At 64.9% G+C, this 19,368-nt stretch carries 16 protein-coding genes and 1 rRNA gene; 4 read left to right on the top strand and 13 right to left on the bottom strand.

All coding sequences use genetic code 11. The annotated features are described in order from the left end of the window. From E1809_RS04180 to E1809_RS04170, 3 genes are all read right to left on the bottom strand, one after another. Positions 1-111, bottom strand: a 16S ribosomal RNA gene (locus E1809_RS04180); the annotation flags it as partial. Between the two features lie 518 nt (positions 112-629). Then, a complete protein-coding gene (gene tyrS, locus E1809_RS04175) occupies positions 630-1,940 on the bottom strand; it encodes a tyrosine--tRNA ligase (RefSeq protein ID WP_133202966.1) in 1,311 nt (436 codons plus the stop codon). A gap of 33 nt (positions 1,941-1,973) precedes the next feature. Further along, complete coding sequence (locus E1809_RS04170) at positions 1,974-4,202, bottom strand: HelD family protein (protein ID WP_133202965.1); 2,229 nt, start codon at positions 4,200-4,202, stop codon at positions 1,974-1,976. Positions 4,203-4,360: 158 nt separating this feature from the next. Here E1809_RS04170 and E1809_RS04165 point away from each other — a divergent pair, with 158 nt between their 5' ends. Next, the gene (locus tag E1809_RS04165) at positions 4,361-4,996 is read left to right on the top strand and encodes a GNAT family N-acetyltransferase (RefSeq protein ID WP_133202964.1); all 636 of its coding nucleotides are present in this window, start codon (positions 4,361-4,363) and stop codon (positions 4,994-4,996) included. Between the two features lie 14 nt (positions 4,997-5,010). On the opposite strand, the gene E1809_RS04160 is transcribed toward E1809_RS04165, so the two are convergent. Continuing rightward, positions 5,011-5,661, bottom strand: a complete 651-nt coding sequence (locus E1809_RS04160) for a DNA-3-methyladenine glycosylase (RefSeq protein ID WP_133202963.1) — start codon at positions 5,659-5,661, stop codon at positions 5,011-5,013. A 104-nt stretch (positions 5,662-5,765) separates the two neighbouring features. On the opposite strand from E1809_RS04160, the gene E1809_RS04155 reads away from it, so the two are divergent. Then, positions 5,766-7,325 carry an AlkA N-terminal domain-containing protein gene (locus E1809_RS04155; protein WP_133202962.1) on the top strand — a complete coding sequence of 520 codons (1,560 nt, stop codon included), beginning with the start codon at positions 5,766-5,768 and terminating at the stop codon, positions 7,323-7,325. Here the strand turns inward: E1809_RS04155 and E1809_RS04150 are convergent. The 9 genes from E1809_RS04150 to argC form a co-directional block, all read right to left on the bottom strand. Then, positions 7,234-7,968, bottom strand: coding sequence for a maleylpyruvate isomerase family mycothiol-dependent enzyme (locus E1809_RS04150; protein WP_133202961.1), 735 nt, complete (start codon positions 7,966-7,968; stop codon positions 7,234-7,236). The two genes, E1809_RS04155 and E1809_RS04150, sit on opposite strands and share 92 nt — an antisense overlap. 114 nt (positions 7,969-8,082) lie before the next feature. Continuing rightward, positions 8,083-9,555: an argininosuccinate lyase gene (argH, locus tag E1809_RS04145; protein ID WP_133202960.1), complete on the bottom strand. Its 1,473-nt coding sequence runs from the start codon at positions 9,553-9,555 to the stop codon at positions 8,083-8,085. Continuing rightward, positions 9,552-10,757, bottom strand: a complete 1,206-nt coding sequence (locus E1809_RS04140) for an argininosuccinate synthase (protein ID WP_133202959.1) — start codon at positions 10,755-10,757, stop codon at positions 9,552-9,554. Before E1809_RS04140 ends, argH begins: the two co-directional genes overlap by 4 nt. A gap of 52 nt (positions 10,758-10,809) precedes the next feature. Further along, positions 10,810-11,346 (bottom strand): arginine repressor, encoded by a 537-nt coding sequence (locus tag E1809_RS04135; RefSeq protein ID WP_133202958.1) that lies wholly within the window; start codon positions 11,344-11,346, stop codon positions 10,810-10,812. Continuing rightward, positions 11,346-12,347 carry an ornithine carbamoyltransferase gene (argF, locus tag E1809_RS04130; protein WP_133202957.1) on the bottom strand — a complete coding sequence of 334 codons (1,002 nt, stop codon included), beginning with the start codon at positions 12,345-12,347 and terminating at the stop codon, positions 11,346-11,348. The genes E1809_RS04135 and argF overlap by 1 nt, the downstream gene beginning before the upstream one ends. Further along, positions 12,344-13,681 (bottom strand): acetylornithine transaminase, encoded by a 1,338-nt coding sequence (locus E1809_RS04125; protein WP_133202956.1) that lies wholly within the window; start codon positions 13,679-13,681, stop codon positions 12,344-12,346. Before E1809_RS04125 ends, argF begins: the two co-directional genes overlap by 4 nt. Continuing rightward, positions 13,678-14,652 (bottom strand): acetylglutamate kinase, encoded by a 975-nt coding sequence (argB, locus tag E1809_RS04120; protein ID WP_133202955.1) that lies wholly within the window; start codon positions 14,650-14,652, stop codon positions 13,678-13,680. The genes E1809_RS04125 and argB overlap by 4 nt, the downstream gene beginning before the upstream one ends. A gap of 13 nt (positions 14,653-14,665) precedes the next feature. Continuing rightward, the gene (gene argJ, locus E1809_RS04115) at positions 14,666-15,832 is read right to left on the bottom strand and encodes a bifunctional glutamate N-acetyltransferase/amino-acid acetyltransferase ArgJ (protein ID WP_133202954.1); all 1,167 of its coding nucleotides are present in this window, start codon (positions 15,830-15,832) and stop codon (positions 14,666-14,668) included. After that, positions 15,829-16,860, bottom strand: coding sequence for an N-acetyl-gamma-glutamyl-phosphate reductase (argC, locus tag E1809_RS04110; protein ID WP_133202953.1), 1,032 nt, complete (start codon positions 16,858-16,860; stop codon positions 15,829-15,831). Before argC ends, argJ begins: the two co-directional genes overlap by 4 nt. Positions 16,861-17,092: 232 nt before the next feature. Here argC and E1809_RS04105 point away from each other — a divergent pair, with 232 nt between their 5' ends. Further along, complete coding sequence (locus E1809_RS04105) at positions 17,093-18,181, top strand: fatty acid desaturase family protein (protein ID WP_133202952.1); 1,089 nt, start codon at positions 17,093-17,095, stop codon at positions 18,179-18,181. A 198-nt stretch (positions 18,182-18,379) separates the two neighbouring features. Next, positions 18,380-19,345 (top strand): quinone oxidoreductase family protein, encoded by a 966-nt coding sequence (locus tag E1809_RS04100; protein ID WP_133202951.1) that lies wholly within the window; start codon positions 18,380-18,382, stop codon positions 19,343-19,345. The last annotated feature ends 23 nt before the right edge of the window (positions 19,346-19,368 follow it).

Raw genomic sequence — 19,368 nt, 5'->3', positions numbered from 1 at the left:
CTCACCCGTTCGCCACTAATCCACGGTGCAAGCACCGTCTCATCGTTCGACTTGCATGTGTTAAGCACGCCGCCAGCGTTCATCCTGAGCCAGGATCAAACTCTCCGTCAAAAACAAAAAACGAAAACAACACCCGGCAGCCGGAAAAAGACCACCAAAGCATCGCAAAAATCTGAAACCAGCCAAAAAACCAGACCACCACACACGGGGGTGCGCAGCAGCCCAGCAAATCAACCAATCAAAAAACAATCGGTATCAACAAACTTGGCACACTATTGAGTTCTCAAACAACAGACACAATTCGAATACTCGTCGAAACAAATTCAAGACTGAATTTCCTGTTTCGCATTTCTTCGCTGCGATATTCCTACTTTATTTCATTCATATTCACTTTGCAAATCCAGGTTTTCTTCCCGAATTCACCTTGATGAATCGAATGTCCCCAAGAGTCTTCAAAAACTCCGCTTTCCGAACTTTGCCGGAATCGGATCAATTGAATCTCGTTGGGATTTGCCGCACTTTTTCCGCATCAGCGGCGGCGACTCAGAAAACAATACACGCTCCTCCGGGACCGCGCAAGTCGATCCTGGAAGAGCGTGCAGGGAGATTTCAGGAAGGAGCTGAGCCCGTCAGTTGGTGACTTCGACAGTTGCCAGATTCTTCTTGCCACGACGCAGCAACAGGTACTTGCCGTGAAGCAACTCAGCCTTGTCAACCACGGCGTCTGGATCGGTCACCTTGTTGTTGTTCACGTAGGCGCCGCCCTCCCCCACGGTGCGTCGGGCTGCGGATTTGCTGTCGGACAAACCGGACGCGACCAGGAGGTCGACTATGCCAAGACCGTCGGTGCCAACAGAGGCTGACGGCAATTCCGCGGTTGCGGATGCAAGGGTCATCTCGTCAAGGACGGTGAGATCGCCGTTACCGAACAGTGCGGCCGAGGCTGCGATGACTTTCTCCGTCGCTTCGACCCCATGCACCAGGGACGTGACTTCGAAGGCAAGGCGACGCTGACCTTCCCGTGCAAACGGGCGCTCAGCCACAGCGACTGCGATCTCCTCGATCTCCGCACGGCCAAGGAAGGTGAAGACCTTCAGGCGATCAACGACGTCGGCATCTGCCGTATTGAGCCAGAACTGGTAGAACGTGTACGGGCTGCACATGTGGGCGTCGAGCCAGATGGCGTTGCCTTCGCTCTTGCCGAACTTCGTGCCGTCCGAATTGGTGATGAGCGGGGTGCCCAAGGCGTGAACGCTCTTGCCGTCCACTTTGCGGATGAGCTCGGTACCGCTGGTCAGGTTGCCCCACTGGTCCGATCCACCGGTCTGCAGCACGCATTCGTAATCGCGGTAGAGCTGGAGGTAGTCCATGCCCTGCAGGATCTGGTAGCTGAACTCCGTGTACGAGATGCCTTCGTCGGAGCTAAGGCGCGAAGCGACGGCATCCTTGCGCAGCATGGTGCCAACACGGAAGTGCTTGCCGATTTCGCGCAAGAAATCGATGGCGCTCAAGGGCGCCGTCCAGTCCAGGTTGTTCACCATGCGCGCGGAATTCCCGCCCTCGAAGCTGAGGAAGCGGCGAACCTGCGCCTGCAGGTAGCCGACCCACTCGGAAACTGTGTCCTTCGTGTTCAAAGTGCGCTCCGCCGTCGGACGCGGATCGCCGATCAACCCGGTGGAGCCGCCTACGAGGCCGAGTGGTTTGTGGCCGGCGAGCTGGAGTCGGCGCATAAGCAACAGCTGGACGAGGTTGCCGAGGTGCAGCGACGGAGCGGTGGGGTCGAAGCCACAGTAATAAGTGATCGGGTCCCCTGCGAGCAGCTTTTCCAATTCCGTTTCATCGGTGGAAACGTGGATCAGGCCGCGCCATTTGAGCTCTTGCCAAATATTGGCGAAGCCCGGGTCGTTGTGCTGGGACTCGAGGTTATTTACGTGTGACACGAGTTCTAAGTTAGCAGGATTCCAATCGCTTCCTTAGCGTTCAATCCCCGCGGGCAGCGGCGCGGCGGCAATGAGTCGCAAACGCTGCGTCGGACGGGTCATGGCAACGTAGAGGTCGCCCACCTTGGCGTGTTCGTGGTTCAGCATCGCCGCCGGTTCCAGGACAACGACGCCATCGAACTCGAGCCCCTTGGCTTCCCTCGGGCTGATGACCACAATGTCTTGCGAATAGCTGCCGGCTCCGGAGCCGACGCGGTGTCCGTAGATTCCCCGGAGTGCCGAGGCTGCCCGCGGGAGCAAGCCTCCGTCGGCGATCACCGCGAGGAGGCCGCCGTCGAGCGCTTCCAGTTCGTCCGGAAGGACGGCCACGAGCCGGTCCACGATCCCGTCCGGATCGACCCGGTCTACGATGGGCGCCCACTTGCCTTCCCGCACCGCCTTGGGTGCCGAAACGACCAGGCCTGCGCGGTTCGCCATGCGGACAGCGGCTTCGGCGATCTGCGAAGGCGTCCGGTAGTTCACGGTGAGTTCTTCGAGCTGCCAACGGTCCCCGAACGACGGCGCCAAGGCACTTTGCCACGAATTCGCACCGGCCGAGGAACTCGTCTGGGCGATATCCCCGACGATCGTGAAGGACTTCAGGGGGCAGCGCCGGACCAGGAGCCGCCACTGCATGGGCGACAGTTCCTGGGCCTCGTCCACGACGATGTGCCCGAAGGCCCACGAACGGTCGCTCGTGGCACGTTCGGCGGCCGTCAGCCTGGCCTCGCGCTCCTGGTTCTGCTCGGCCAGTTCTTCGGCCGTCATCAGGACGTCGACGCCCATGGCCTCCATGTTGGCTAAGGTCTGCTTGGCGTTGGCGAGGTCGCGCGCACGGTCGTGTTCCTGCTGCGCGAGGCCGCGGCCCGCCGCCGGATCCAGTTCGCCAAGCAACTCGGCGGCTTCGTCGAGCAGCGGAACATCGGCCTCGGTCCAAGGAGCATCCGCCGGCCGCAGCAACAGGGCACGCTGCTCCGGAGTGAGGTGCGGAGTGCAGGCCTCTAAAATGGCGGGCTTGCTGAACAGCTCCGAGACAAGTTTTTCCGGAGTCATCGGCATCCAGCAAAGGTTCAGCATGATCCTGACGTCGCGGGCTGAGCGTACGTCCTCGGCGAGGTAGGACCGGTCGGCGTTGTTGCCGATGTTCGATGCCTCGACGATCTCCGTCAATTGTTCGGTGAGCTCCCGCAGCAGGATCTTCACGAACGTCACGCGGGCCTCGTTGTGCGGTTTGCCCGTGGCCCGTGCCTTGTCCCGGGCCCGGCGCACTTGCCGGACCGTCAGGGTCAATTTGCGGGAATCGACTTCGAGGATGCTGTCCTTCGCGGGAGTGCGCTGCCTGTTGGCGACGGCGTTGGCGACGACCTCGGCCATGTCCAGCTTGCCCTTGAGCGCCGCCACGTCCGGATCGGCCTCGGGAACCGCGTGGATACCGGGCATGAGCCTGCCGAGGCTTGCCATGACCACTCCGGTTTCGCCGAGGGACGGCAGGACGCGCTCGATGTAGTTCATGAACGACGACGACGGTCCCACGAGCAGGACGCCTGCGGACTTCAAACGGTCACGGTGGGTGTAAAGGAGGTAGGCCGCCCGGTGAAGAGCGACGGCGGTCTTGCCGGTACCGGGACCACCCTGGACCACGAGGGCACCCGAGATGGACGAGCGGATGATGCGGTCCTGTTCGGACTGGATGGTGCCGACGATATCCGACATCCGGCCCGTGCGCTTGGAATTGAGGGCAGCCAAAAGCGCGCCCTCGCCCTGGAGGGAGTCGCTGTCCGTGAGCATGCTCGCGTCCAGGACGTCGTCTTCGATCGCCTTGACGTCGCGGCCCTGCAGGATCAGATGGCGACGGCGGCGGACGCCTTGCCGGTCGAAAGCGGTCGCCTGGTAGAAGTGGCCGGCTTCCGGCGCACGCCAGTCGACCATGAGGCGCTGCAGGTCCGTCGTGGACAATCCGATGCGGCCAATGTATTGCGCCTCGCCGGAGTCGAGGTCGAGGCGGCCGAACACGAGCCGGTCGTCGACGGCGTCGAGCTGGGCGAGGCGGTCCTCGTACAGTGCGGCGAAGGCGTCCCGTTCGGAAACGTTTTGCATGGTGCCCACGGCGCCGGCACGCCGGACTTGCGCCAGTTGCTCCCGCTTCTCTTCCCGCAATTCATCCAGGCGGGCATAGAGACCGGCCACGTACTCGCGTTCGTGGAGCAAATCAGCGTCGTGCATCGAAACGTTCCCCTATCGAAAAAGACGGACCGTCCATTCTACAGCGGTTTTGCTTGACGCGCGTGAAACTGCCCCCGCCCCGGTGCGTCACGCAATGTTCACCCGGCGCTAACCTCCGGAGCATTCCCGGGCACGTCCGGCGGTGCTTCAATGCTGCAATGCAGCACGACGTTGCCCTTACGCGACACGGCATCAGCCTCGTCCCCCTCTCCCCCGCACATGCCGGACCACTCTTCGATTTCGTGGACTCCGACATGTGGTCCGGCATGGCCGCAGAGCAGCCTCTGAGCGCTGCCGAACTGGCCGAACTCTTCGCTTCCCGCCTCGAAGATCCGGCGATGATTCCGTTCGCCGTCGTCGAGCAGCGGACGGGCGCGCTCTTGGGCACCTCTTCCCTTTGCGACTACAGTCCCCGCCAGCAACGCCTGGAAATCGGCGGAACGTTCTATGGCCGGCCCTTTTGGGGCAGCCACGTGAACCCGGCGGCGAAACAACTGTTGCTGGCTTACGCTTTCGATGTCCTGGCCGTCCATCGGGTCGGATTCCGTTGCGACGCCCGGAACAAGCGGAGTGCCTCCGCCATCCAACGCTTGGGGGCTAGCTACGAGGGCACCCTGCGGGGACACCGCTTCGCCCCTGACGGAAGCCGATGCGACACGGCCGTTTTCTCCATCCTGCAGGACGAATGGCCACATGCACGCGAGTCCCTGTTGGCTCGCCTTGCTCCGTTCGAGGTCCAGGACAACCACTGTGCCTACGTCGCGGAACCGACACAGACGGAGCAGGCGGCCTGAGCTCCAGTTGCGCCCTAGACAGCGCGGCTGCGAGCCGCCTTGTAGCGGGAAACGGTCGGGTCTCCGGCGAGCCAATACCGCCAAGGGTAGCTGTCCGAACCCCCCTCTCCGGCTACCCCGACCCGGGGACCGTTGGCCACGGCCGACTCCGCTGCCGGAGCGGATGGAAGTTCGAGCCTGAACGGCTCTGCGAGCGCGTCCCGGCCGCTGTCCGCCGTCGTCAGTCCAAGCGCGGAGGCGAGCCGGGCAGGTCCGCTCGCGAGGTCGGTCCTGGACCTCGACGCCGGGCGGCGGGATTGCGCGAGGGCATACCCGGCCACCACCTCCCCTGCGCGAAGCAGCAGTCCGGACGCGACGCCGTCGGGACCGCAGACGATGTTCGAGCAGTAGTGCATCCCGTAGGTGAAATAGACATATAGGTGGCCGGCCGGACCGAACATCGGAGCATTCCGGGCAGTCCGGCCGCCGTACGTGTGTGATCCGGGGTCGGGTTGGGCGGAATCGCGCGGGCCAAGGTACGCCTCCACCTCCGTGACCCGGATGGCGACGGTGCCTTCAGGCGAATGATGGCTGAGTACTGCGCCCAAGAGATGCGGGGCGACATCCCGCGGATCCCCGGAAAGGACGGCACGGATGGCATCGGGGCCGGCATCGTGCGAAGTCATGCCCAGACGATAGCAAACCGCCCCAAACTGGCCGCCGCAGCCCTGGGATCGGTCGTGTCCGATTTCCGCTAGATACGGCAAGGCGCGGGTGCGAGGATGAAGCCATGGACTTTTGGCAACGTTACCGGGCGATCGATGCGCGCGATCCGCGTTTCGACGGTCAGTTCTACACAGCCGTCCGATCGACCGGGATCTATTGCCGGCCGTCCTGCCCGGCCCGGACGCCCAAACCCGAGAACGTGACTTTCTACGAAACGTCGGCTGCGGCCCACGAAGCCGGTTATCGTGCGTGTAAACGGTGCCTCCCCGAGGCGGTGCCGGGCACTCCGGCGTGGAACATGCGCTCGGACGTCGCCGGCCGGGCCATGCGGTTGATCAACGACGGCGCCCTGTCCCGCTTCGGCGTGGAAGGACTGGCCAACAAGCTGGGTTACTCGTCCCGGCAATTGAACAGGATCCTGCATCACGAACTTGGCGCCGGGCCCTTGTCGTTGGCGCGGGCAAGCCGGGCCCAGACCGCCAGGTCCCTCTTGGTTTCAACCGCCATCAAGCTTTCCGACGTAGCGTTCGCGGCCGGGTTCAACAGCATCCGCCAGTTCAACGACACCATCAGCGAGGTCTTCGCACTGACTCCGACGGCGTTGCGGGCCACTGCGGCGTCCGCCCGTCAACGCGGAGCTTCCCACGCCACCTCATTGACGCTGAACCTCCCGTACCGGGAGCCGTTCGACCGGGGAATTTTCGATTTCCTGGCGGCCCGCGCGATTCCGGGCATCGAGATTGCCGGTGTGGACAGCTACAGCAGGACCCTCCGGCTCCCCCACGGCGACGCGGTGTTCACCGTAGAGTACGACGGCGGGACGCTGACCCTTGCCGTCGGCGCCCTCGACCTTCACGACCTGCCGGTCCTGCTGAGCCGCGTGCGGCGGTTGTTCGATCTCGACGCCGATCCCGTGGCCGTCGACGAGACGCTCGCCTTGGACGCCCGGATCGGCGGGTCAGTGCGCGAGATCCCCGGCATCAGGGTGCCCGGCGCCGTGGACCCGCAGGAATTGCTGGTGCGGGCGATGATCGGACAGCAGATCACGGTCGCCGCGGCCCGCACGGCCTTGAGTCAATTGTCCGACGCCGGGACCCGCCTCCCGGAGGGGCACCCGGCCACCACTTTGGGCCTGGACCGTTTGTTCCCGACTGCGGAGGAAATCGCCCGCTCGGGTGCCGGATTGCTGCGCGGTCCGCGGCGCCGGACGGATTCCGTCCTCGCAGCCGCGGGCGCCATGGCCGGCGGAGAACTCGATTTCGACTATGGCGACGACCGCGGAACGCTGGCCGACAAACTTCTGCCGCTACCCGGCGTCGGGCCTTGGACGGTGGGCTACGTGGCGATGCGCGTCCTCGGGGACCCCGATATCTTCCTGGCCAATGACGCGGCAGTGCGCAACGGCCTCAAGCGCCTCGAAGCAGTTGAGGGACTGCCTGCCGATTTCGGGAACGTGAGTCCGTGGCGCTCCTACGCGACGATGCACTTGTGGCGCTCGGCAGCGGCTCAAGCCGCCGCCAAACGCATGGGCCCTACTTCGCCGGGACGCCCGACGGCCACGGCAGGAGCGAGGGCAAGTCAACGCCGTCCGCGGCGGCAACAGCCCGCAAGCTTCCCAGGGTAGGCGTCCGCCCTGCAAGCCACGCGGCGATGTCCGTGATCATGCCGGTGATGGAGACTGACTCACGTCCGGAACCAATGACCAACTGCGGCAGCGCGAGGGGTTGGAGGACGAATTTCTGCTCTGCCGGAACCCTGGCCGAGAGGAAGTCGAAAAGGTGCTCGCAGAAGGTCCGGCTCCAGGTTTCCGGGCCGCGGCCCATTCCAAGATCCGTGGCATGGATGACCAGTTCGCGCCACAGCGCCAGGCCGCCGTCGAGCACTGTCCCGTCACGATAGGTGATCCGGGTCGCCCAGCCGGAATCCGGCAAACCGTCGAAGGCGGCAAGCGCCCGGGCGACGGCCTCCCCTACTTCGGCCTGGTGTTCAGCGGCAGTGTGTCCGGCAGCCAGTTCGATTGCCTTCGTGCGGCCCTCATAGCCGCCGTCGTACAGCTCGATGGTCTCACCACGGGCAGCGTATTCAAGCTGGCGGGCCATGGCGTTGGCGATTCCCGCGATATGCGCCAGGACATGGCCGCGCGTCCAGCCCGGAAGTTCAGAGGGGGCTTTGACGCCGGCGTCGTCGATTTTGGCGACAACGCCTGTGACGATGCCGGCTGCCTGGTGAAGCTCGGCAAGAAGCGCTGAAGTAGTGATCTCAGTCATAGCGCCATAGTAGCCGACAGAGTTAACGCTCCTTAACCAGGAAAAGCAAAACGGGTTGGCATTCCGCGGCAATGCCGCGGAATGCCAACCCGTTTCAGCAGGGGGCTCCACCCGTCAGGCGGCGTACCCGCGGACGCCTTCCAGTTCGGCTTCGAGCGCGGCCAGTTGGCGTTCGACGGCGGCCGGTGCGGTTCCGCCCTGGGAATTCCGGCTGTTGAGCGAACCTTCGGTGCTCAACACGGTACGGACCTCCGGGGTCAGGTGTTCCGAGATGCCCGCATATTCCTCGTCCGTCAGGTCCCAGAGCTCTACACCGCGACCCTCAGCCAGCTTCACCGCGGCACCGGAAAGCTCGTGCGCTTCACGGAACGGCACGCCTTGGCGGACGAGCCACTCGGCGATGTCCGTTGCGAGGGCGAATCCCTGGGGTGCCAGCGACTCCATCCGCTCTGTGTTGAACGTGAGGGTCGCGATCATTCCGGAAACCGCCGGCAGGAGCAGTTCGAGGGTGTCCGCGGCGTCGAACACCGGTTCCTTGTCCTCCTGCAGGTCGCGGTTGTACGCCAAGGGCAGGCCCTTGAGCGTCGCGAGGAGCCCGGACAGGTTGCCTATCAGGCGACCCGCCTTGCCACGGGCGAGCTCGGCAACGTCCGGGTTCTTCTTCTGCGGCATGATCGAGGAGCCCGTGGAGTAGGAATCGTGGAGCGTTACGAAGGAGAACTCCTTGGTGGCCCACAAAATGACCTCCTCGGAAACCCGGGACAAGTCCACTCCGATCATCGAGCACACCCAAGCGAACTCGGCGAAGACGTCCCTCGACGCCGTTCCATCGATCGAGTTGTGCACCGCGGAGTAGAAGCCCAGGTCAGCGGCAACGGCCTCGGGATCCAAGCCAAGCGACGAACCTGCAAGAGCGCCGGAACCGTACGGCGACACACCGGCACGCTTGTCCCAGTCCTGGAGGCGCTGCACATCACGCAACAAAGCCCAGGCATGCGCGAGCAAATGGTGGCTCAGCAACACCGGCTGTGCGTGCTGCAGGTGGGTGCGGCCAGGCATGGCAACACCGTGGTGCGCCTTTGCCTGTTCGACGAGTGCGTCCACCGTAGCGAGCACGCCTCGGGCGATGATCCGGGCGTGGTCACGCAGGAACATGCGCCCCAGGGTCGCCACCTGGTCGTTGCGGGAACGGCCCGCCCGCAGCTTGCCGCCTAAATGGGAGCCCGCACGCTCGATGAGGCCGCGTTCCAAGGAACCGTGGACATCCTCGTCGCTCTCGGCGGGCTGGTAGGCGCCGCTCGCGACGTCCTCATCCAACTGGGTGAGGGCTGCGAGCATGCCTTCCAACTCGGCGTCGTCCAGCAGTCCGGCTTTGTGCAGCACGCGGGCATGCGCCTTGGAGCCAGCGATGTCGTACCGGGCCAGCCGCCAGTCGAAGTGGGTCGACTTGCTCAGCGCGGCGAGGGCATCTGCGGGGCCGCCGGCGAAGCGGCCGCCCCAAAGCGCACCTTCATTGGTCCCCGAACGCTCCCCAACCTCGCTCCGCTCGGCCGGGGACCCCGGCGTCCGTGGGCCCACGGACGTCATTTGCCCTGCACCCGCAGGTCGCGGCCGGAGGCAACCTTGGAGGACATGCCCCACAGTTCGATGAAGCCACGTGCCATCGACTGGTCGAAGGTGTCGCCGGTGTCGTAGGTCGCGAGGTCGAAGTCGTAGAGGGAGGTCTCGGAGCGGCGGCCGTTGACGATCGCCTGGCCACCGTGGAGGACCATGCGGATGTCGCCGGAAACATACTTCTGGGTGTCCTCGATGAAAGCGTCCAGAGAGCGCTTGAGCGGGGAGAACCACTGGCCGTCGTAGACCAGTTCAGACCAACGCTGGCCGACCGTCGCCTTGAAGCGTGCCTGCTCACGCTCGATGGTGACGTCTTCGAGGTGCTTGTGGGCAGTGATGAGGGCCATGGCACCCGGAGCTTCGTAGATCTCGCGGGACTTGATGCCCACCAGGCGGTCCTCGACGACGTCGATCCGGCCAACGCCCTGAGCGCCTGCGCGGCGGTTCATTTCCTGGATGATCTGCAACGGCGTGTGCTTGACGCCGTCGATTGCCACCGGGACACCGGCTTCGAAGGTGATGGTCACTTCATCCGGTGCCGGCGGGAATTCCGGAGTGGCGGTGTAGTCGTAGATGTCCTTGGTGGGAGCGTTCCAGATGTCTTCGAGGTAGCCGGTTTCGACGGCGCGTCCCCAGACGTTCTGGTCGATCGAGTAGGGGTTCTTCTTGGTGGTCTCGATCGGCAATCCCTTTTCTTCGGCGAAGGCGATGGCCTTGTCGCGGGTCAGGGCGAGGTCACGGACGGGTGCGATGCACTTCAGGTCCGGGCCGAGGGTCTGGATGCCCACTTCGAAACGCACCTGGTCGTTACCCTTGCCCGTGCAGCCGTGGGCGACGGTGGTGGCGCCGAACTCGCGGGCTGCCTTGACGAGGTGCTTGACGATGACCGGGCGGGAAATGGCCGAGACGAGCGGGTAGTGCCCTTGGTAGAGGGCGTTGGCCTTCAGCGTCGGCATGGCGTATTCGTTCGCGAACTCGTCGCGGGCGTCGGCTACATAGGCCTCGACGGCGCCGCAGCCGAGGGCACGCTGGCGAATGGTCTCCAGCGACTCGCCGCCCTGTCCGACGTCGACGGCCACCGCGATGACCTCGGCACCGGTGGCTTCACCGATCCAGCCGATGGCTACGGATGTATCAAGGCCACCGGAGTAGGCCAGAACAATGCGCTCAGTCACGAGAGTGCTCCTTTGTTGTTGCTTGGTTTCTTTGAATCAATGCTTGGTTGGGCTAGTTGCCCGGTCCGGCGTCCTGCGCCAATTGGAGGAACCGTGCCGCGAGTTCGGCACCGCCGTCGGGATCCCTGGCAACCAAAAGCAAGGTATCGTCGCCTGCGATCGTACCCAATACCGACGGCATCACGGAGTGGTCGATCGCAAGGGCGAGGAAGTTCGCGGCGCCCGGAGGCGTCCTGAGCACCACGATGTTGCCCGAGGCTTCGGCGGTGACAAGCAATTCGCCGCAAAGCCGCGACAAGCGCGCATCCAGGATTTCCTGGGTGACGCCGCTCTTTGCATTGCGGTCGCCGCCCTCGCCGGGCACCGCATACACCAGCGCGCCGTCCTTGCCGCGAACGCGGACCGCCCCGAGTTCCACGAGGTCGCGCGACAGGGTCGCCTGGGTGACCTGCACGCCGTCGTCCGCCAACAACGCCGCGAGCTCGGCCTGCGAGCGCACGGACTCGCCCGTCAGGATCGCGGTGATCCGCGCCTGACGGGCTGTCTTGGTGGTTGGACTGGCGCCTTGCGACGCCGGGTGGGCGGACACTAGAACGTGCTCTCCCCGGTTCCTTCAACGGGGGTGAGACCCTCGACGAAGGCAAGTCCCGACTTGTGCATGAGCCACGCCATGAGCGCCTTTTGGGCATGCAGGCGGTTTTCCGCTTCGTCCCAGACGATGGACTGCGGTCCGTCGATGACACCGGCCGAAATCTCGTAGCCGCGGTAGGCGGGCAGGCAATGGAGCACGACGGCGTCAGGCGCCGCGAGTGCCAGGGCGGCCTCGTCCACGGAATAGTCGCGGAAAAGCTGCATCCGGGCTTCCTTTTCGGCTTCCTGGCCCATGGACACCCACGTGTCCGTGGCGACGACGTCAGCGCCCTGGAGCGCCTGCGCGGCGTCCGTGGTGATGAGAACGGAGCCACCGGTCTCGGCTGCGCGCTCCTCTGCCGCCTCCACGATGTCCACCGCCGGGAGGTAGCCGTCCGGACCGGAAATCCGGACGTGCATGCCAGCCGTAACGCCTGCCAGGAGGTAGGAGTTGGCCATGTTGTTCGCGGCGTCGCCCAGGTAGGCCATGGTGAGGCCCTTGAGTTCGCCCTTGTGTTCCTTGACGGCCAGGAGGTCCGCGAGCAACTGGCAGGGATGGTAATCGTCGCACAGGGCGTTGATGACGGGGACCTTCGAGTTCTCTGCCATCGCCACGAGTCCGCTGTGGGCGCCCGTGCGCCACACGATGGTGGAGACCATGCGCTCGAGGACCTTCGCTGTGTCCTCGACCGATTCCTTGTGGCCGATCTGCGCTTCGCCGGGGTTGATGATGAGCGCGTTGCCGCCCATATCCGCGATGCCCGTGGCAAAGGAAACCCTGGTGCGTGTGGAGGTCTTGTCGAAGATGACGGCGACCGTCTTGCGACCGTTCCCGTCCGCGGCGAACGGTTGGACGCTGTACGGGGCCGCTTTCATGCGCACGGCGAGCTCGAGCACCTCGGCTTGCTCAGCCGGCGTGAGGTCAGTGTCCTTCAGGAAATGGCGGGTGGAGGTGTTCACTGTGCGTCCTCATCGGTCAGTGGTGTGGAGGTCGGGGGTGTGGAGGTTTGGGCTGATGCCGCCTCGATGATTCCAGGCAGCGCGTCAAGGAACCGGTCCGCCTGTTCAAGGGTCAGGATCAGCGGCGGGGCCAGGCGGATGGTGCGAGGGCCCGGGCTGTTGATGATGAAGCCGGCGTCGAGGGCCGCGGTAACCATGGCCGGCGCGATCTCGGCGTCGAGGTCGAATCCGATCAGGAGGCCTTCGCCGCGCACTTCCGTGACGCCGTCGACGTCGGACAGGCCGGCCCGCAGCCGCGCGCCGACGGTGAGCACGTTGTCCAGCACGTTCTGGTTCTCAATGGCGTGCAAGGTGGCGAGGGCCGCGGCGGTGGCCACGGGATTGCCGCCGAACGTGGTGCCGTGCTGGCCCGCCGTGAGGAGCGACGACGTCGACGGCCCGAAGGTGATGAGCGCGCCCACGGGGAAACCGCCGCCCAGTCCTTTGGCGAGGGTCACGGCGTCCGGGACGATTCCCGCGTCCTCGCTGGCGAGCCATTTGCCGGTGCGGCCGATGCCGGTCTGGACCTCGTCCAAGATCAGCAGGGCGCCGGCCTTGCTCGTGGCCTCCCGGGCCGCCTGCAGGTATTCCTTGCCAAGCGGGCGGACTCCCGCTTCACCTTGGATGGGTTCGAGGAAGACCGCGGCCGTGGTGTCGTCGACGGCGGCACGCAGGGCTTCGATGTCGCCGAACGGGATGTGGACCACGCCGCCGGGCAGGGGCTCGAAAGGTGCACGGTAGGCTTCCTTGGCGGTCAAGGCGAGCGCGCCCATGGTGCGGCCGTGGAACGCGCCTTCGAGGGCGATGATCTTGGTGCGCTTCGCTGCCTTGGCCCCGGCGGGGGCGTCGGCGTTGCGGCGGGCCAGTTTGAAAGCGGCCTCATTGGCTTCCGTGCCGGAGTTGGCGAAAAACACCTTCGAGCCGGCAGGAGCGTTGGTGAGGGCGAGCAGTTTTTCCGCGAGCGCGATCTGTGTGGGGCTAGTGAAGAAGTTGGACACATGGCCCAGCGTCGCCAACTGGCTCGCGATGACCGAGGTCACGAAGGGATGGGCGTGACCCATCGCGTTGACGGCGATGCCGCCGAGCAGGTCCAGGTATTCCTTGCCGTCGGCGTCCCAGACGAGGGAACCGGCTCCGCGGACGAGGACGCGCTGGGGCGTGCCGAAGACGCCCATGAGGGACGTATTGTAGCGGGCAAGCCAATCGGCTCCGCTGCTGTTCGCGACGAGGTTGCTTGCGGCTTCTGTAGCCGTGGCCACCTCGCCGGCAGGGCCGAGGCCCGCTGTTTCGTTCATGGGTTCACTTCCTCGTCGGGGACAACCTGGGTTCCGATGCCCGCGGTGGTAAAGGTTTCAAGCAGCATTGAGTGCGGCAAGCGACCGTCGACGATGTGTGCTTGGCGCACCCCTTCGTCGATGGCTTTCAGGCACGCGGCCATCTTCGGGATCATGCCGGACTCCAGCCGCGGCAGCATCTCCCGCAGTTCCGTCGCGGTCAGGGATGAGATGAGCGAGGACTTGTCCGGCCAGTCGCCGTAGAGTCCCTCGACGTCGGTGAGGATGACCAGCTTGGACGCGCCCAGGGCGGAGGCGACGGCAGCAGCTGCGGTGTCCGCGTTCACGTTGAGCACCTGGCCGGTGGTCTGGAACCGCTGTGTCGCGGGGTCGCCGTCGCCGTCGTCGATGATCTCCGGGGCGACGGTCGAAATCACCGGGATGCGGCCCGCGGCGAGGATGTCCTCGATGCCTGTGGGGTCGACGCCGACCACTTCGCCCACGAGGCCGAGGTCGACTTCCTCGCCGTCCACCACGGTTCCGGTTCGGACGGCGCGCAGGAGGCCGCCGTCTTCGCCGGACATTCCGACGGCGTACGGGCCGTGCGAATTGATCAGGCCAACGAGTTCGCGCCCCACTTGTCCGGTGAGCACCATGCGCACGACGTCCATGGCTTCAGGGGTGGTGACCCGCAGGCCGCCCTTGAATTCGGATTCGATTCCCAGCCTGCCGAGCATCGAGTTGATCTGCGGGCCGCCGCCATGCACGACGACGGGGTGGATGCCTACGTGGTGCAGGAAGACGACGTCCTCGGCGAAGGCTCGTCGGAGGTCGTCGTTGACCATGGCGTTGCCACCGTACTTGATCACCATGGTGGTGCCGGCGAAGCGCTGGATCCAGGGCAGCGCTTCGATCAGGGTCGCGGCCTTGTCCTGCGCTGTTTTTGCCGGATCGGTGCTTGTGGAGGTGCTCTCGCGGGTGTGCGCGGTCACGGTCCGTCCTTCCCTAGCTCGAGTAGGCGCTGTTCTCGTGCACGTAGTCGTGCGTGAGGTCGTTGGTCCAGATGGTGGCCTCGGCGTCGCCGGCTTGCAGGTCGATTTCCACGAGGACTTCGCGGGATTCAAGATCCACCAGTCCACGGTCGTCGCCGATGCCGCCGTTGCGGCAAATCTGGATCCCGTTCATTGACACGTTGAGCTGGTCCGGCTCGAAGACGGCGTCCGTGGTGCCCACCGAGGACAAGACACGGCCCCAGTTGGGGTCCTTGCCGAAGATCGCGGTTTTGAAGAGGTTGGACCGTGCCACCGAACGGCCTACCACTTCGGCGTCGCGCTCGCTGGCGGCGTTGAACGTGCGGATGGCGATGTCGTGGCTGGCGCCTTCTGCGTCGCCGATCAGCTTGCGGGCGAGCTCGGCGCACACCTGCGTGACTCCGGCACCCAGCTGTTCGGCGGACGGAATGGCGTCCGAGGCTCCCGATGCCAGGAGCACCACGGTGTCGTTCGTGGACATGCATCCGTCCGAGTCCGTGCGGTCGAAGGTGACGCGCGTGGCGTCGCGGAGGACGACGTCGAGCTCTTCCGCGGGGACTTGGGCATCCGTGGTGAGGACAACCAGCATGGTGGCCAGGCCGGGAGCGAGCATGCCCGCACCCTTCGCGATACCGCCGACAGTGAAGGTCTTGCCTTCCGCGTCGGTGCCGGTGAAGACGGCTTCCTTCGCGACGCTGTCGGTGGTCATGATCGCCGTTGCGGCTGCAGAGCCGCCGTCTTCGGACAAGCCGGCGGCAGCGGCCTCCACGCCGGGAAGGATCTTGTCCATCGGCAAGTGCTCGCCGATGAGGCCGGTGGAGCAAACAACGACGTCGGACGCGGAGATTCCAAGGACATCGGCGACTTTTTCAGCGGTTGCGTGCGTGTTCTGGAAGCCTTGCGGACCAGTGCAGGCGTTCGCGCCGCCCGAATTCAGGACGACGGCGTCAACGCGGCCATCCGAAACCACTTGGCGGGACCAGTGCACGGGTGCCGCGGCCACGCGATTGGACGTGAAAACGGCAGCGCCGGCCTTAAGCGGGCCGTCATTGACAACCAGGGCGAGGTCCGGGTTGCCCGAAGCCTTGATTCCGGCTTTGACTCCGGCCGCGCGGAATCCCTGGGGTGCGGTGATGGTCACGGGGCAACTCCTTGCACGTTGAGGCCGGCGGATTCATCCAGGCCGAGGGCGATGTTCATGGACTGCACGGCACCGCCGGCAGTCCCCTTTGTCAGGTTGTCGATGGCGCACGTGACAATAACGCGGCCGGAATGTTCATCGAACGCCAACTGCATGACGGCGTGGTTGGAGCCCTGCACCGACTTGGTGGCAGGCCACTGTCCTTCGGGAAGCAGGTGCACGAACGGTTCGTCGTCGTACGCCTCGGCCCAAGCGCTCCGGAGCTCGGCGGCGGTGACGCCCGGCTTGGCCTTGGCCGTCGCGGTGCTGAGGATGCCGCGGCTCATGGGGGCGAGCGTCGGGGTGAAGGACACCGTGACTTTCTCTCCGGCCGCGTTGGACAGCCCCTGTTCGATTTCCGGGGTGTGCCGGTGTCCGCCACCCACGCCGTAGGGGCTCATGGAGCCCATGACTTCCGAGCCGATGAGGTTCACTTTCGCCGCTTTACCCGCGCCCGAGGTTCCCGAGGCGGAAACAATCACGACGTCGTCGGGCTGGAGGAGCTGGTTGGCGTAGCCAGGTGTGAGGGCGAGCAGCGCCGACGTCGGGTAACAGCCGGGCACCGCGATCCGTTTCGCGCCCTTGAGCGCTTCGCGTTGGCCCGGCAGTTCGGGAAGTCCGTACGGCCACGTTCCCGCATGGTCCGAACCGTAGAACTTCTCCCAGGCTGCGGGGTCTTCGAGCCGGTGGTCCGCTCCGGCGTCGATCACCAGGGTACCTTCCGGCAACTGCGCTGCGATCTCAGCCGATGCTCCGTGCGGGAGCGCGAGGAAGACGACGTCGTGGCCCGCAAGGTTCTCCACGCTGGTGTCTTCCAGAATTCGGTTGGCCAGGCCATGGAGATGCGGCTGCAACTCCCCTAGTCTGGAACCGGCATTGCTGTGCGCGGTGATGGCGCCGATGGTGACGTCGGGATGTCCGGCCAGGAGGCGCAGCACTTCTCCTCCGGCGTAACCGCTGGCACCGGAGACGGCAACAGAAATAGTCATGGCATGACTATACAGCAAAAATATTCATAGATCCCGATATTTATGCACTTTCGCGACTCCCCACCCGATGAAACCACCGTCGAGCCGTCCCGCCCCCATGAGCGAACCGATCTATCACCGCGGATATGGGCATTTGGTAGGCACGCGTATGCTGAATAAAGGGTGATCCAGACCGTGCAGACCGAACGTCGGCTGCAGCGTTGCCCGTTACCGATACGGGGCACAACCATTCATGACACCCACCTCCACCACTGAGCGCCCGAAAGCGCGTGTGATCCAGCCCAACCCCGTGGTTCATAGCTACTCGGAACTACTCAAGGGCGTCCGCGCCGCAGGCTTGCTGGAGCGGCGCACCGGCTTCTACATAGGGCTCTTCGTTTCCTTGATGGTCCTCATGGCCGGAACGTGGCTCGGCTTTGGCTTGCTTGGTGATTCCTGGTTCCAACTGCTCATTGCGGCGGCACTGGGGATCGTCTGCACGCAATTGAGCTTCTTGGCCCATGAAGCCGGGCACAAACAGGTCTTCGCCTCGCGCCGCGCCAACGACTGGTCGGCCAGACTCCTCGCCACCGGAATCGCCGGCATCAGCTACTCCTGGTGGGAACAAAAGCACGGCGCCCACCACAACCACCCCAACGTGATCTCAAAAGATCCGGACATCAGGAACAACGGCTTGGTGTTCTATCCCGAGGCCGCGGTCGGCAGGAATGGACGGTTCGCGTTCCTGACGCGCAGGCAAGGTTGGTTCTTCTTCCCGTTGCTGGCCTTGCTTGGGCTCAGCCTGCAATTCGACTCCATCCGATTCGTCTTGGGACGCGGAAACGTGCGGCATCGTTGGGTTGAGACGCCTATCCTCCTGTCACGCCTTCTTGCGCTGCCGGTCCTCGCGTTCACTTTCCTCCCGCTGGGTATGGCTTTCGCATTCATCGGGGTCCAAATCGCCGTATACGGCTTCTATATGGGCGCTTCTTTCGCCCCCAACCACAAAGGGATGCCGGTCCTACCGAAAGACAGCCGGGCCGACTTCCTCAGCAGGCAGGTCCTGACCTCACGGAACATTTCCGGCGGCCGCGTCATGGACTTCCTCCTCGGGGGCCTCAACCGCCAAGTGGAGCATCACCTTTTCCCCGACATGGCGCGTCCCCAACTGCACCAGGCAGCCACGATCGTCCGGACCTTCTGCGCTACGCATTCCATCCCTTATACGGAGACAACCTTGATGCAGTCTTATGCAATCGTTGTGAAGTACCTCAACGAGGTGGGGCTTGCCGCGGGCCGCGGATTTGACTGCCCCGTGGCCTCCGCCCACGGCCGAAGTTAAGCGCCGGCAATCGCCCGCGCCGGGGGCCTCGACGGCTAACGCTCCTCCGTTTCGGGGCCCTTTGGGCGGAGAATTTATCAGTCTTCGGCCTTGACGCCGGGCGGGCGAACGGCCCTGACTGGACACCCGGCGGACTCCCCTCCCTAGGATGGTTGTGTGAATGTGGGCGCGAACGCGCCCCGACCCGGAAGGAGCCCCATGACGCACGCGATCATCGCCCGGCAGGCCGGAGGACCGGAAGTCCTCGAACTCAGCGACGTGGAGGTCCCGGCACCGGGCCCGCACCAATTGCTCGTCAAGGTGGTCGCCGCAGGCGTCAACTTCATCGATACCTACCAGCGCGGCGGGGTCTACAAGGTCGAATATCCGTTCACCCCCGGCTCCGAGGCCGCCGGAGTAGTTGAAGCCGTTGGCTCCGAGGTCGAGGACTTCGCAGTGGGAGATCGCGTGGCCACCGCCGAAGGCTCCCGCAGCTACGCCGGGTACACCCTTATTGACGCGGACAAGGCCCTTCCCGTGCCGGACGGCGTTGAGGACCACACGGCGGCCGCGCTGCCCCTCCAGGGGATGACGGCCCATTACCTCATCAACTCCTCGTTCCGGGTGGAGCCGGGCCACACGGTCCTGACCCACGCCGGAGCCGGCGGCGTCGGCCTCATCCTGACGCAACTGCTCAAGGCACGCGGCGCCCGCGTCATCACCACAGTCTCTTCGGACGAGAAGGAAGCATTGGCCCGCGAAGCCGGCGCGGACGAGGTCCTCCGCTACTCCGGTTTCGCCGACAAGGTCCTCGAACTGACCTCCGGCGAAGGCGTCAATGTTGTGTACGACGGCGTCGGCAAGGACACCTTTGACGATTCCCTGGCAAGCCTGCGCATCCGCGGCTCCCTTGTTCTTTTCGGGGCGGCGTCGGGGCCGGTGCCTCCCTTTGATCCGCAACGGCTCAACCGCGGAGGGTCTTTGTCCTTGACCCGGCCGACCCTTGCCCACTTCCTGCAGAACCCCCAGGAACGCCGCTGGCGTTCGGCCGAGGTCTTCGGCGCCGCCGCAAGCGGCGCCCTCAAGGTACGGGTCGGCGGGACGTACCCCCTCGCCGAGGCCGCCCAAGCCCACCGCGACCTCGAAGGACGGAAGACCACGGGGAAGCTGCTCCTGCTTCCGTAGGGGCAAGTTCCGTAAAAGGGCGA

This window comes from Arthrobacter terricola (assembly GCF_004354015.1).
GTDB lineage: Bacteria > Actinomycetota > Actinomycetes > Actinomycetales > Micrococcaceae > Arthrobacter > Arthrobacter terricola.
The sequence above is the reverse complement of the archived record's forward strand: the minus strand, read 5'-3'. Positions and strand labels throughout refer to the sequence as shown.

What these genes read in the sequence shown, in the direction of transcription:
- E1809_RS04170 (WP_133202965.1), bottom strand. Translation starts at nt 4,202, where the DNA reads ATGCACGACGCTGATTTGCTCCACGAACGCGAGTACGTGGCCGGTCTC.
- E1809_RS04165 (WP_133202964.1), top strand. Translation starts at nt 4,361, where the DNA reads ATGCAGCACGACGTTGCCCTTACGCGACACGGCATCAGCCTCGTCCCC.
- E1809_RS04160 (WP_133202963.1), bottom strand. Translation starts at nt 5,661, where the DNA reads ATGACTTCGCACGATGCCGGCCCCGATGCCATCCGTGCCGTCCTTTCC.
- E1809_RS04155 (WP_133202962.1), top strand. Translation starts at nt 5,766, where the DNA reads ATGGACTTTTGGCAACGTTACCGGGCGATCGATGCGCGCGATCCGCGT.
- E1809_RS04150 (WP_133202961.1), bottom strand. Translation starts at nt 7,968, where the DNA reads ATGACTGAGATCACTACTTCAGCGCTTCTTGCCGAGCTTCACCAGGCA.
- argH (WP_133202960.1), bottom strand. Translation starts at nt 9,555, where the DNA reads ATGACGTCCGTGGGCCCACGGACGCCGGGGTCCCCGGCCGAGCGGAGC.
- E1809_RS04125 (WP_133202956.1), bottom strand. Translation starts at nt 13,681, where the DNA reads ATGAACGAAACAGCGGGCCTCGGCCCTGCCGGCGAGGTGGCCACGGCT.
- argC (WP_133202953.1), bottom strand. Translation starts at nt 16,860, where the DNA reads ATGACTATTTCTGTTGCCGTCTCCGGTGCCAGCGGTTACGCCGGAGGA.
- E1809_RS04105 (WP_133202952.1), top strand. Translation starts at nt 17,093, where the DNA reads ATGACACCCACCTCCACCACTGAGCGCCCGAAAGCGCGTGTGATCCAG.
- E1809_RS04100 (WP_133202951.1), top strand. Translation starts at nt 18,380, where the DNA reads ATGACGCACGCGATCATCGCCCGGCAGGCCGGAGGACCGGAAGTCCTC.